The organism is Allofournierella sp., from assembly GCF_017889395.1.
Lineage (GTDB): Bacteria > Bacillota > Clostridia > Oscillospirales > Ruminococcaceae > Allofournierella.
This window is the reverse complement of record NZ_JAGHKE010000014.1, coordinates 19,246-32,394: the sequence shown is the minus strand read 5'-3', so window position 1 is coordinate 32,394 and position 13,149 is coordinate 19,246. Positions and strand designations below refer to the sequence as shown.

General features: G+C 61.4%; 12 protein-coding genes and 1 pseudogene. 9 read left to right on the top strand and 4 right to left on the bottom strand.

Annotated elements, in window-relative coordinates; translation table 11 throughout:
- Positions 1-10 precede the first annotated feature (10 nt).
- The 4 genes and pseudogenes from J7G73_RS02945 to J7G73_RS13655 form a co-directional block, all read left to right on the top strand.
- Positions 11-1,888: a glycosyltransferase family 2 protein gene (locus J7G73_RS02945; RefSeq protein WP_291245159.1), complete on the top strand. Its 1,878-nt coding sequence runs from the start codon at positions 11-13 to the stop codon at positions 1,886-1,888.
- A 47-nt stretch (positions 1,889-1,935) separates the two neighbouring features.
- Entirely contained in the window at positions 1,936-3,780 is a 1,845-nt protein-coding gene (locus J7G73_RS02940) for a glycosyltransferase family 2 protein (protein WP_291245158.1), read from the top strand.
- A gap of 15 nt (positions 3,781-3,795) precedes the next feature.
- The gene (locus tag J7G73_RS02935; RefSeq protein WP_291245157.1) at positions 3,796-4,050 is read left to right on the top strand and encodes a hypothetical protein; all 255 of its coding nucleotides are present in this window, start codon (positions 3,796-3,798) and stop codon (positions 4,048-4,050) included.
- A gap of 48 nt (positions 4,051-4,098) precedes the next feature.
- A pseudogene (locus J7G73_RS13655) lies at positions 4,099-4,254 on the top strand (GNAT family N-acetyltransferase); the annotation flags it as partial.
- Here J7G73_RS13655 and J7G73_RS02925 read toward each other — a convergent pair.
- The 3 genes from J7G73_RS02925 to J7G73_RS02915 are packed head-to-tail and all read right to left on the bottom strand — an operon-like array spanning position 4,248 to position 6,675.
- Positions 4,248-4,988, bottom strand: a complete 741-nt coding sequence (locus tag J7G73_RS02925; RefSeq protein ID WP_367113937.1) for a flavin reductase family protein — start codon at positions 4,986-4,988, stop codon at positions 4,248-4,250. The pseudogene J7G73_RS13655 and the gene J7G73_RS02925 sit on opposite strands and share 7 nt — an antisense overlap.
- The gene (locus J7G73_RS02920; RefSeq protein ID WP_291245155.1) at positions 4,985-5,950 is read right to left on the bottom strand and encodes a glycosyltransferase family 2 protein; all 966 of its coding nucleotides are present in this window, start codon (positions 5,948-5,950) and stop codon (positions 4,985-4,987) included. Before J7G73_RS02920 ends, J7G73_RS02925 begins: the two co-directional genes overlap by 4 nt.
- Before the next feature lie 17 nt (positions 5,951-5,967).
- Positions 5,968-6,675 (bottom strand): Crp/Fnr family transcriptional regulator, encoded by a 708-nt coding sequence (locus J7G73_RS02915; protein WP_291245154.1) that lies wholly within the window; start codon positions 6,673-6,675, stop codon positions 5,968-5,970.
- A 130-nt stretch (positions 6,676-6,805) separates the two neighbouring features.
- On the opposite strand from J7G73_RS02915, the gene J7G73_RS02910 reads away from it, so the two are divergent.
- From J7G73_RS02910 to J7G73_RS02895, 4 genes are all read left to right on the top strand, one after another.
- Complete coding sequence (locus J7G73_RS02910; RefSeq protein ID WP_291245153.1) at positions 6,806-7,876, top strand: ABC transporter substrate-binding protein; 1,071 nt, start codon at positions 6,806-6,808, stop codon at positions 7,874-7,876.
- Complete coding sequence (locus J7G73_RS02905) at positions 7,863-8,621, top strand: ABC transporter permease (protein WP_291245152.1); 759 nt, start codon at positions 7,863-7,865, stop codon at positions 8,619-8,621. Before J7G73_RS02910 ends, J7G73_RS02905 begins: the two co-directional genes overlap by 14 nt.
- Positions 8,618-9,181 carry an ATP-binding cassette domain-containing protein gene (locus J7G73_RS02900; RefSeq protein WP_291245151.1) on the top strand — a complete coding sequence of 188 codons (564 nt, stop codon included), beginning with the start codon at positions 8,618-8,620 and terminating at the stop codon, positions 9,179-9,181. Before J7G73_RS02905 ends, J7G73_RS02900 begins: the two co-directional genes overlap by 4 nt.
- A 231-nt stretch (positions 9,182-9,412) precedes the next feature.
- On the top strand, positions 9,413-11,017 hold the full coding sequence (locus tag J7G73_RS02895; RefSeq protein WP_291245150.1) for an MBL fold metallo-hydrolase: 1,605 nt from the start codon (positions 9,413-9,415) through the stop codon (positions 11,015-11,017).
- Between the two features lie 154 nt (positions 11,018-11,171).
- On the opposite strand, the gene hemW is transcribed toward J7G73_RS02895, so the two are convergent.
- Entirely contained in the window at positions 11,172-12,263 is a 1,092-nt protein-coding gene (gene hemW, locus J7G73_RS02890) for a radical SAM family heme chaperone HemW (protein WP_291245149.1), read from the bottom strand.
- A 116-nt stretch (positions 12,264-12,379) separates the two neighbouring features.
- Here hemW and J7G73_RS02885 point away from each other — a divergent pair, with 116 nt between their 5' ends.
- Positions 12,380-13,105, top strand: a complete 726-nt coding sequence (locus tag J7G73_RS02885) for a Bax inhibitor-1/YccA family protein (RefSeq protein ID WP_291245148.1) — start codon at positions 12,380-12,382, stop codon at positions 13,103-13,105.
- Positions 13,106-13,149: the final 44 nt, after the last annotated feature.

Here is a 13,149-nt window from a genome sequence, read left to right as displayed (position 1 = left end):
AATGTGCGAAATGGCAAAGCAAAACAACAACCAGCCCCTACCCGCGGACGTTGCCCAGAAGGACAGCGTGGGCGGCATGGCGAAGCGCCTGCTGGACCCGGCCCATGTGAAGCAGCTGGCCGCCTGGTGCGCCCAGGTGGCCAAAGAGGAGGGCGGCCAGGCCCTGTGGCGGGAGATCAGCTTCCGGGTGAATCTGGCGCTGCACCGGGATACCTGGCAGTACCGGGCGGACCTGCCCACCCGCCGCATGCTCAAGCGTCAGCGGGCCGAGGGCGTGCCCGGCGGGCCGAAGATCAGCGTGGTGGTGCCCCTTTATAACACTCCGCTGCCCTTTTTGAAGCAGATGATCGAGAGCGTGAGCGGCCAGAGCTACCAGAACTGGCAGCTGGTGCTGGCGGATGCCTCGGACGAGTCCCACGCCAATGTGGGCGCGATGGCCCGGCGTTATGCTGCAAAGGACGGGCGCATCACCTACAAAAAGCTGGCGGAAAACCAGGGCATCGCGGGCAACACCAACCAGGGCTTCGCGCTGGCGGATGGCGACTGGCTGACTCTTTTGGACCACGACGATGTGCTCTACCGCAACGCCCTGCACGAGGTGGCAAAAGCCGCCGTGGCGGGGGCGGATTTCGTCTACTCGGACGAGATCGTGCTCAGTGCGGATTTAAAGCATCTGGTGGACTACCACTTCAAGCCGGACTTTGAGCCGGACTACCTGCGGGGCTGCAACTACATCACCCATCTGGCCGCCTTTTCCCGGGGGCTGTTCGAGGCCACCGGCGGCGGAGAGCGGGCGGAGTACGACGGCAGCCAGGACTTCGAGCTGATTCTGCGGCTCACCGAAAAAGCCAAAAAGATCGTGCACATCCCCTATGCGCTCTATATCTGGCGCAGCCATGCCGCCTCCACCGCCTCCTCCATGGATGCCAAGCCCTACGCGCTGGCGGCGGGCGAGCGGGCCATCAACGACCACCTGAAACGGATGGGCCTTGCGGGCGAGGCGGCGCGCATTCCGGGCTGCCCCGGCGCCTATCGGGTCAGCTATCAGCTCACCGGCACCCCCCTCATCAGCATCATGATCCCCAACAAGGACCATGTGGAGGACCTGTCCCGCTGCCTGGAAAGCCTGTACAAATACGCGGGCTACAGCCGGTTTGAGGTGATCGTGATCGAGAACAACTCCACCGACCCGGCCACCTTCGCGTATTATGAGAAGGCAAAGCAGCAGTTTGCGAATCTGCAGGTGGTGAAATACGAGGGCGGGTTCAATTTCTCCGCCATCAACAACTTCGGCCGCAAATTTGCAAAGGGCGAGCAGCTGCTGCTGCTCAATAACGATGTGGAGCTGCTCAGCGAGGGCTTTTTAGCCGAGATGCTCATGTACAGCCAGCGGCCGGATGTGGGCTGTGTGGGCGCGAAGCTCTGCTTCCCGGACGATACCATCCAGCACGCCGGGGTGTTCCTGGGCATCAACGGCACTGCGGGCCACAGCCACAAAAGCCACCCCAGAGCCTCGGCGGGCGATCTGTACCGGCTGGCCACCCCGCAGGATCTGATGGCGGTGACCGGCGCCTGCCTGATGGTGAAGGCCTCCCTCTACGATGCCTGCGGCGGTCTGGACGAGGAAAATTTCGCCGTGGCCTACAACGACATCGACCTGTGCCTGAAGCTCTGGCAGCAGGGGATGCTCAACGTGTTCACCCCCTTTGCCGAGGCCTATCACCACGAAAGCAAGAGCCGCGGTCTGGATACCCTGAGCGAGAACGCCAAGCGTTACGAACGGGAAAAGGCGAACTTCATCGAGAAGTATTCCGCACTTATCCAGAAGGGCGACCCTTACTACAACCGGCATTTCAATCTGTTGTTTGAAAATTACGGCCTGAAATAAGGCTGTATCCAACCAATCCCAAATCCATCAAAGGAGAGGAACCTCCATTGAATCTGAAACTGAAACGCATCAAAGAGCTGATGGGCTATACCCTCCAGGTGCTGAAGGAGGAGGGCCCCGGGCCGGTGCTGCGCCGGACTGTCGGCTTTATCAAGCGGCGCTTCTTCGGCAAAAAGGCCCGCTATCTGCCCAAAAAGCAGGTGCTGGAGGCCCAGCGCCAGGAGTGTGCCCAGGGCGCGCCGGGGCCGGTGATCTCCATCTGTGTGCCGCTGTACAATACGCCGGAGCCCTTCCTGCGCCAGCTGCTGGACAGTGTGCTGAATCAGACCAGCCCCGGCTGGCAGCTGTGTCTGGCGGACGCCTCCGACGACGCTCACCGTCCGGCGGTGAAAAAACTGGTGGACGAGGCGGCCCAGAAGGCGGGCGAGCGCATCCGGTACAAGGCGATCGAGAACAAGGGCATCAGCCACAACACCAACCATGCGGCGGCGCTGGCCACCGGGGAATATCTGGCCCTGGCGGACCACGACGATGTGCTGGCCCCCCATGCCATCTACACCGTTCAGAAGGCCATCGCCGAGACCGGCGCGGCCTTTCTGTACAGCGATGAGGCACTGTTCACCAAGAAGATCGAGAAGCCCATGGTGGGCCACTTCAAGCCAAACTATGCCCCGGACTATCTGCTCTGCTGCAACTACATCTGCCATCTGGCGGTGTTCCGCCGGTCGGAATTTTTGGCGGTGGGCGGCGAGCGGCCGGAATGCGACGGCAGCCAGGACCACGACCTGTTCCTGCGGCTGCTGGAGCGGCTGGAGCCCGGTCAGATTTGCCACATCCCCCAGGTTCTTTATTACTGGCGGGTGCATGAGGCCAGCACCAGCGGCGGTGTGGCGGCAAAGCCCTATGTGGCCAAGGCGGCGAAGAAGGCCATCGCGGACCATCTGCAGCGTACCGGCCAGCAGGGCGAAGTGAAGGACGGCATCTTCCCCAGCACCTACAAGGTGGACTGGGTCATCCCCGGCGAGCCGCTGGTGAGCATTCTGATTCCCAACAAGGACCACACCGAGGATCTGGAAAAATGCCTGCTGTCCATCTACCGGAAAACCACCTGGCAGCGGTTTGAGGTCATCGTGATCGAGAACAACTCCACCGACCCGGCCACCTTCGAATACTATGAAAAGGCCAGGGAGCGGTTCGAGCATCTGCAGGTGGTGAAGTATGAGGGCGGGTTCAACTTCTCCGCCATCAACAACTTCGGCCGCAAGTTCGCCAAGGGCGAATATCTGCTGCTGCTCAACAACGATGTGGAGATCATCGACGGCCAGTGGCTTACCGAGATGCTCATGCAGGCCAGCCGTCCCGGCGCGGCCATCTGCGGCGCCATGCTCTATTACCCGGACGATACCATCCAGCACGCGGGCATCATCACCGGTCTGGGCGGCTACGCGGGCCATAGCCACAAGTACAAAAAGGCCGGCGGCAGCGGCTACATGTTCCGTATGGCTACCGTGCAGGACTTTTCCGCCGTCACCGCCGCCTGCCTGCTGGTGCGCAGCGAGGTATACGACGAAGTGGGCGGTCTGGACGAGGGCTTTGCCGTGGCCTTCAACGATGTGGACTTCTGTTTGCGGGTGCGGGATGCGGGCTACCGGATCATCTGGACCCCCTACGCACGGCTGTACCACTACGAGAGCAAAAGCCGTGGAAATGATGAGAAGGATAAGACCAAGAAGGTGCGTTTTGCCGCGGAGCAGGACCGCCTGACCGACCGCTTCACCCGCTACGGTCTGACCCACGACCCTTACTACAATCCCAGCCTGACCCTGGACCGGGAGGACTTTTCCGAGAGTGCCGATCTGCGGAACCTGAAGGATCCGCAGACCGCCCTGTAAAAGAAAGGATATGCAATGAAAAAGCTTTCGCGCCGCAGGGCCCGGTTCGCCATCCTGGCCTTCTGGGCGGGCATGGCGCTGGTAATCGCCGGCGGCTGTCTGCGTCAGTTCCTGTTGTTTGAGCTGGGTCTGGCGGCTGTGGTGGCTGCCTGGATGGTCAAACGCTTCGGCCTGCGCTGCCCTCATTGCGGTTACCCCGGCGTGCTGCCCCGCTGGAAGGGCAAGGGCGGCTGCATCCGCTGCGGCCGCACCGTGGAATTCGACGACTGACCGGTCCTTGACCGGCAGAATAATACCCCAAAAGAGAGGTGTACCCTAATGGAATTCAAGATCAACGAGAACAGCATCGTATACGGCGACGAGACCCGGGAACTGGCCCGGATCACCTTCCCCCAGGTGGCGCCCGGCGTGGTGGACATCGACCACACCTTCGTGGGCGAGGAGCTGCGGGGCCAGGGCATGGCCGGTCAGCTGATGGAGCAGTGTGTGGCCCAGCTGCGCGCCAGCGGCCGCAAGGCCCGCACCAGCTGCAGGCGGGGGGCATGGCCTGCCTTTTTGGGTGCCGGGCCGCGCTTCGCCTCACCCGCTCGGCGGGGCGCCTTTTCAGAGGCGGGCTTTTTGGGCGCCGGTCCCTTTTTGGCCGGGGGCTGCTTTTTGCGCACGCTCCAGCCGAAGGTTCCCAGCTCCTCGCCCAGGCTGTAATACTGGCCGTGGGCGTAGGCCAGCAGGCCCGCCCGCTCCAGATGCAGCTTGCCTGCCGCGTCCAGCAGGTTTTCGCTCACGTTCACAGCCACCACATCCGCCAGAAACAGATCGTGGGTGCCCAGCGGGATCTGCTGGAATACCTTGCATTCCAGGTTCACCGGGCTTTCCCCCACCAGAGGGCAGCCCATCTGGCTGGCAGGCAGGGCGGTCAGGCCCATGGCCTCGAATTTGTTCACATCCCGGCCGCTTTTCACGCCGCACCAGTCCACGGCCCGGGCCAGGGCGGTGGTGGGCAGGTTGATGATGAATTCGCCGCTCTGCCGGATCAGCCCGTAGCTGTGGCGGCTGGGCCGTACCGAGATAGAGACCCGGGGCGGGTGGGTGTTCACGATGCCAGCCCAGGCCACGGTGAACACATTGGGGGCTTCCGGTGTGCCGCAGCTGACCAGCACCGGGGGAATGGGCCCCAGCAGTACGCTGCCCTTCCAGGTGATCTTGTTCATTCGGCCTCCTCATCCTGGAAGGTGGTCTCCCCGATAATGAACCGGGGCCGCTGTTTGGTTTCCAGATAGATCTTGCCGATGTATTCACCGATCACGCCCAGGCACAGCAGCTGGATGCCGCCCATGAAGCAGACAATGCTGGTGGTGGAGGCCCAGCCAGCCACCGTGCGGCCCAGAATGGCTTCGATCATAGCCCAGATGACCCCGAGGAAACTTACAACGGAGATGAGTGCGCCGAAGCCGGTGATCAGTCGGATGGGCTTCACCGACAGGCTGGTGATGCCGTCGAAGGCCAGGGCCAGCATCTTTTTCAGGGGGTAGTGGCTCTCGCCCGCGATGCGCTCGGCCCGCTCGTAATATACGCTGGTGCTCTTGAAGCCCACCAGCGGCACCATGCCCCGCAGGAAGATGTTGACCTCCCTGAAGTTGGCGAACTCGTTCAGCACCCGGCTGCTCATCAGCCGGTAGTCCGCGTGGTTGAACACCACCTGCGCGCCCATCCAGTTCATCAGCTTGTAGAAGCCCTCGGCGGTGAAGCGCTTGAAGAAGGTGTCGGTGTCTCGCTTGGAGCGCACGCCATACACCACCTCGCAGCCCTCCCAGTAGGCATCCACCATGGCATCCATGGCATTGATGTCGTCCTGGCCGTCGCAGTCGATGCTGATGGTGATGTCGCACCGGTCCTTCACGGTCATCAAACCGCCTAGCAGGGCGTTCTGGTGGCCCCGGTTGCGGGAAAGGCAGATGCCCTCAAAATGCTCGTCACTTTTCGCCAGCTCCTGAATGATGCTCCAGGTGTTGTCCTTGGAGCCGTCGTTCACAAAAACCACCCGGCTCTCGGGGGCTACGCGGCCTTTGGCGATCAGGCTGTTGATCTTTTCCAGGAACATGCCGCTGGTCACCGGCAGCACCTCCTGCTCGTTGTAGCAGGGGATCACGATGTATAAAACAGGGGTTTTCATGGCAGAAATCTCTCCTTTTAACAGTGATATTGGCGGGTCAGCTCCGCCTTATTCAACAGCTTGAAGCTGTTTTTATAGGTCTCGATCAGGCCCTCGTCCCGCATGCGGGAGATCTCCCGGCTGAGCGCGCTGCGCTCGCAGTTCAGGTAATCTGCCAGACCGGCACGGGAGAAGGGGATGGTGAAGGTGTCGGCCCCGGCCCGGGCGGCCTCCTCCAGCAGATAGGCACACAGCTTGCTGCGCAGGCTCTTTAAAATCAGCAGGTCCACCCGGCGGTTCAGGGCAAAGTATTTGTCCGAGATGGTGCACACCAGATTCTGCATCAGCTGAAAATGACTGCCGTGCATCCGGGCGCAGGGATGCAGGATCTTCTGGTAGGGCACGAACAGTACCTGACAGTCGGTCTTGGCGATCACCGTGACCGGGCTTTTGGTGCTGCTGCCGCTGAGCACGTCGCCGAACAGGCTACCCGGCTCCATCAGGGTGATGGCCACGCTGCCGCCGTCCGGCGTGTTTTTCACCGCATCCACCTGACCGGCCAGCACGATGCCCACATCCTGTATCTCATAGCCGGAAAGCAGTACGATCTCGCCCTTGGAAAAGGCGCGGGCGGCAGGCTGGAAGCACTCCATGGTCATGCGCAGCTCCGCCAGGGTCAGCCCACGGAACAGGGTGGTTTGCAGCAGGATGGGAAGGTGATCCTCCAGTAGAATGGAATTGCGCATGGCATTGGCTCCTTTGTGCGGGTGGTTGGTTGCCGCCGCAACGGCATAATTTCTTTTATTATAGTAGAATACAAATAAAAAGGCAAACCGGAACCTACCGGAAGGATTGCCCAGAAGGAGAGAACTTTTCATGAAACGTTTGTTGAGCATGGTAATGGCGGCCGCAATGGCCCTGAGCCTGGTAGCCTGCGGCGGCACCGCTGCTTCCGGCAGCACCGCTTCCTCGCAAGCTGCGTCCAGCGTGCCTGCCTCCAGCCAGGCGGAGAGCGCCTCTGCTGCCTCCGCGGCGAGCACGCCGTATTCCGGTGATGCCATGCGCATTGCGGGCCTGCAGGGCCCCACCACCATGGGCATGGTCAAGCTGATGAAGGACCAGGAGAGCATGGAGAGCCCCCTGTACGAGGTGACCATGTACGGCGCGGCCGATGAGATCGTGCCGCTGCTCACCAAGGGTGAGCTGGACGCGGCGGCCATCCCCGCCAACCTGGCCGCAACCCTGTACCAGAAGACCGAGGGCAAGATCCAGGTGGCCGCGGTGAACACCCTGGGTGTTCTGTATGTGGTGACCACCGGCGACGAGGTGGCCAGCGTGGCCGATCTGGCCGGCAAGACCATCTACTCCACCGGCAAGGGCACTACCCCTGAGTATGTGCTCAACTATATCCTCAGCGAAAACGGCATCGACCTGGCTAAGGATGTGACCATCGAGTACAAGAGCGAGGCCACCGAGGTGCTGGCCATGCTGCAGAGCGCGGGCGAGGGCGCCGTGGCAGTTCTGCCTCAGCCCTATGTGACCGCTGCCCAGGCCCAGGTGGAGGGCCTGACTGTGGCGCTGGACCTGACCGAGGAATGGAACAAGATCGACCCGGATTCCCAGCTGATCACCGGCGTGCTGGCTGTGCGCAGCGACTACGCCCAGCAGCATCCCGAGGAGCTGGAGGTCTTCCTGGCGGACTACCGCAGCAGCATTGAGTGGGTGACCGCCAACACCGCCGACGCAGCCCAGCTGGTGGCGGAGTATGGCATCGTGGCCAAGGCTCCCCTGGCCGAGAAGGCCCTGCCCGCCTGCAACATCACCTACATGGCCGGTGCGGACATGAAGCAGGCCCTGAGCGGCTATCTGGATGTGCTGTACCAGCAGGATGCCGCCTCGGTGGGCGGTGCGCTGCCGGGCGACGACTTCTACTATGGAGTGGAATAAACGAGCAAAACAAGCAGCCGCCATCCTGTTCTGGGTGGCGGTCTGGCAGTTTGGGGCCATGATGATTCCCCAGAAGTTTCTGCTGGCCTCCCCGCTGGAAACCCTGGAAACGCTGGCGGGCCTTCTGCCCACCACCGCCTTCTGGCAGCGGGTGGGCTTCAGCGCCCTGCGCATTCTGGCGGGCTTTTTCGGCGCGCTGGCGGCGGGCGTGGTGCTGGCAGCGGCCAGCGCCTGGCTGGAGCCGGTGCGGGTGCTGATCCGGCCGCTGATGCAGCTGATCAAGGCGGTGCCGGTGGCCAGCTTCATCATTCTGGCCTTACTTTGGGTACGCAGTGCCAACCTGGCAGTGCTCATCAGCTTTCTGATGGTGCTGCCGGTGGTGTATACCGCGGTGCTGGAGGGCATCCAGCAGACCGACCGGCAGCTGCTGGAAATGGCAAAGGTGTTCCGCATTCCCTTTTCCCGGGCGCTGGGGGCAATCTGGCTGCCCCAGGTCTGGCCCTATTTTGTGCAGAGCTGCACCGTGGGCATGGGCCTTGCCTGGAAAAGCGGCATCGCCGCCGAGGTCATCGGCCTGCCGGGCGGCAGCATCGGCGAGGCGCTGTACCAGGCAAAGCTTTATCTGGAGACCGGTGAGCTGTTCGCCTGGACGGCGGTGATCGTGCTGGTGAGCGGCGCGTTTGAGACCCTGTTCCTGCGGCTGCTGCGAGCGGCGGGCAGGCGGCTGGAAGGAGGCGTCGCATGAAGGCGATTCTGAACGGCGTGAGCAAGCGCTACGGGGACCAGTGGGTGCTGCGGGACCTGAATCTGACCCTGGAGGGTACCAATGTGCTGATGGCGCCTTCCGGCCGGGGCAAAACCACTCTGGCCCGGCTTCTGCTGGGGCTGGAAACGCCGGATGCGGGTCGGGTGGAAACCGATGGCCAGATCGTGGCCCAGTTTCAGGAGGACCGGCTCTGCGGTCAGCTCACGGCGGTGGGCAATGTGGCCCTGTGCTGCCCCCAGCTGCACCGGAACGAGATCGAAGCGGCGCTGGCGGCGCTGGGCCTTTGCGAAGAGGACTGCTCCAAGCCCGCGCGGCAGCTGTCCGGCGGGCAGGCCCGGCGGGTGGCGCTGGCCCGGGCGGTGCTGGCCCCGGCAGAGGGCGTGATTCTGGATGAGCCCTTCAAGGGGCTGGACGAGGAAACGCGCCAGCGGGCCATGGACTGGGTGCGCCGGATGCTGGAGGATCGCTGGCTGCTGCTCATCACCCACGACGAGCAGGAGGCCGAGGCATTCGGCGGCGCCAGCGTGGAAATTCCATAGGAAGCAGAAAAATCAACGAAAAGCAAACAGATTGCATCAGGCGATTTTACGCACATTTTTGCATGAAATTGTGCGGTATTGCCTAAAATTTACAGTCTGTTTGCTTTTCTTTTTGGTGATTTGCTTGTAAGTGCCGGGGGCGAAGGCTATAATAAAGGTAACGACAGGACCGGCCCGCGCCGCCTCGTTTGAGTGCAGATGCGGGCGGCAAAAAAGGAGGCCCCGCAGGATATGAAGCTTACATTTTTGGGCGCAGCCCATGAGGTCACCGGAAGCTGTTATCTGCTTCAGGCAAACGACCAGAACATCATGATCGACTGCGGCATGGAGCAGGGCAAGGACATTTATGAAAATCAGCCTCTGCCGCTGGCACCCGGCCAGGTGGACAGCCTGCTGCTCACCCACGCCCACATCGACCATTCCGGCCGCATTCCGCTGCTGGTGAAAAACGGGTACCGGGGGGCGGTGTTCGCCACTACCGCCACCGCCGAGCTGTGCAACATCATGCTGCGCGACTCCGCCCACATCCAGGAATTTGAGGCGGAATGGCGCAACCGCAAGGCCAAGCGCTCGGGCGCGGCGGAATACGAGCCCATCTATACCATGCAGGATGCGGAGGACGCGCTGAAGCTGTTTGAACCCATTGATTACGGCGAGACCTTCGATGTAGCTGCCGGCGTGAAGGGCCGCTTTGTGGATATGGGCCACCTGCTGGGCTCGGCCAGCATCGAGCTGTGGGTCACCGAGGGCGAAGTCACCAAAAAGCTGGTCTTCTCCGGCGACATCGGCAACGACCACCAGCCTCTGCTCAAGGACCCCCAGTACCTGAGCGAGGCGGACTATGTGGTGATGGAATCCACCTATGGCGACCGAAGCCACGGCCCCCGTCCGGACTATGTGGCCGAGCTGGCAGGAGTCATTCAGGACACCTTCGACCGGGGCGGCAATCTGGTAATTCCCAGCTTCGCGGTGGGCCGCACCCAGGAGATGCTGTATTTCCTGCGCCAGATCAAGGAGCAGAATCTGGTGAAGGGGTACGGCGACTTCACCGTCTATGTGGACAGTCCGCTGGCCGTGGAGGCCACCCACATCTTCCGGGATCAGTGGGCGGAATGCTACGACGAGGAGGCCCGGGCGCTGGTGCTGCAGGGGGTGAACCCCATCAGCTTCAAGGGCCTGAAGCTGGCCGTGAGCAGCGACGATTCCAAGGCCATCAATTTTGACCAGAGCCGAAAGGTGATTCTTTCCGCCAGCGGCATGTGCGAGGCGGGGCGTATCCGCCACCACCTGAAGCACAACCTGTGGCAGCCCCAGAGCACCGTGCTCTTCGTGGGCTACCAGAGCCCCGGCACTCTGGGCCGCGCCCTGGTGGAGGGGGCAAAGGAGGTCCGGCTGTTTGGTGAGACCATCGAGGTGCGGGCCCAGATCAAGGTGCTGGCGGGCGTATCCGGCCACGCGGACAACGAGGGCCTGATGCGCTGGGCCGCTGCCTTCAAGGACTACAAGCCCCAGCATGTGTTCGTGACCCACGGCGAGGACACCGTCTGCGATATCTTCGCCAACCGGCTGATGGCCGAGCTGGGCTATTCCGCCAGCGCTCCCTACAACGGCGCGGTCTACGATCTGGTGAGCGGCCACTGCCTGGCTCTGGGCAACCGCAAGCGCATCGAGGAGAAGAAGGCCGGCCTGCGCAGCCAGAACCCGGTGTTCCGCCGTCTGCTGGATGCCGGCCATCGCCTGCTGAACATCATCAAGGCCAAGGAAGGCCACGCCAACAAGGAGCTGGCCCGCATGGCAAGTCAGGTGGAAGCCCTGTGCGAAAAGTGGGAGGATTGACCCGAATTTCCGTAGAAAACGATAGAAAATATACGTTTTGTAAATAAAAATACCTGAAAAAGCCGCTCGCACTCGGAACAAACCGAAGGCGGGCGGCTTTTTGTGCATATAATATTCCCGGTGGGGATTGGCTGAAAAGCAGCAAACGCAGGTTTCAGCCCAGCAGCTCGCACAGGATGCTGTTCTGGATAATCAGCCCGGCAGGGGTAAGAGTGAGCACGTTATTCTGGAATCGGGCATATCCGGCGGCTACACATTGTTTTACAAAATGCAATTGTTTTTGCGAAAATTCCACATTGTATTGTTCTTTCAAGTCCTTCAGATCCAGGCCGCTGGCCAGCCGCAGCTGCAGCAGGATGTAATCCTCCGCACCGCAGCTGCCGTCCTGCACCGGCTGGCAGTCCGGGTCCAGAAAGGCGCGGGTATCGCCGGGCCAGTAAAAGCGTTTGTTGTTTACGCAGCTGTGAGCTGCGGGACCAAGACCCAGATAGTCCTGACAGTTCCAGTACAGCAGGTTGTGCTGCCCCTCAAAGCCGGGGCGGGCAAAGTTGCTGATCTCGTACTGGGCAAAGCCTGCTTTTTCCAGCTGCTCCACCCCATAGAGGTAGAAATCCGCGGCGACATCCTCATCCGGCAGTCCGGCAGGGGGACGCTTGCCGAAGGCGGTGCCAGGCTCGATCTTTAACAGATAGGCCGAGATGTGGGTGGCCCCTCCGGTGGCGATCAGCTCCAGGGTGGCGTCGAACTCCTCCCGTGTATACCGGGGCAGGGCCATCATAATATCGCCGCTGATGTTGGCAAAGCCTGCCCTCTTTGCTGCCGCAAAGGCCTGTCGGCTTTGGGCGGCGGTGTGGGGGCGGCCCAGCCGGGCCAGACTCTCGTCAAAGGCGGTCTGCACCCCCAGGCTCAGCCGGTTCACTCCCGCCTGCAAAAAGCCGGTGAGGCTGGCCTCGGTCACGGTTTCCGGGTTTGCCTCCAGCGTCACCTCCGCGCCGGGGGCAGGGCAGGCGGCAGAGATCAGCCGGGCGGCCTGCTCCGGTGTTAACAGGCTGGGGGTACCGCCGCCGAAGTACACCGTGTCCGGATGCTCCGGCAAAAGGCCCTGACGGCGAAAGCTGTCCATCCGGCGCACCAGTGCGTCCACGTATTCCGGCGGAACGCCCCGGCTGCCGCCCCTGGAATAAAAATCGCAGTAGCGGCATTTTGCCAGGCAATAGGGGATATGAAGATAAAGACCGAAGGCCATGGAAAACGCTCCTTTTGGGGATCTTGTCACAAAGTCATTATAAAAGATTTTGATTTTATTTACAAATCCAGATATAATATACGGTATAATCAGTCTCAAAGAAAGGATCTGATGATATGAACGATTACAATCAATGGAACAATTCCGGCCCGAACACCGTTTATATGAATGAAAAATTCCAGTACGAGACCCTGAGCAACTACACCGCAAAAACATTTTTGTGGATGTTCGCGGGTCTGCTGGTCACCTTCGGTGTGTCGCTGGTCGCTTACATGAGCAATATCGGCTTCTATCTGCTGCGCTCCAGCTTCACCTTCTTTGGTCTGGCGATTCTGGAGATCGTGCTGGTCATGGCGCTGGTCTCCCGGCTGCACAGCATGAGCGTGGGCTCGGCCCGGGCGCTGTTCTTCGTCTATGCGGCGGTGAACGGTCTGGTGTTCAGCTCCTACCTGTGGCTGTATAACATGGGCGATGTGCTCATGGCCTTTGGTGCGGCTGCTTTGTACTTCGGCGTGATGGCCGCCTACGGCTACCTGACCAAGCGGGACCTGACCAGCTGGCGCACCCCGCTGATGGTGGGCCTGATCGTGCTGATGATCGTGAGCGTGATCGGCATGTTCTTTATGAGCGGTTCCAGCATTCTGTTCAGCGTTCTGGGCATCGTGATCTTCTCCTGCTACACCGCTTACGACACCCAGAAGATCAAGGCGCTGTACTTTGCCTATGCAGGCAACGAGGCCATGGCGAAAAAGGCCTCCATCTTCGCGGCGCTGCAGCTGTATCTGGACTTCATCAACCTGTTTTTGTATCTGCTGCGCATCTTCGGCCGCAGCCGGGATTGATTTGAATCGCATGACCCAGGCGGGAGCCACCGGCTCCCGCCTTT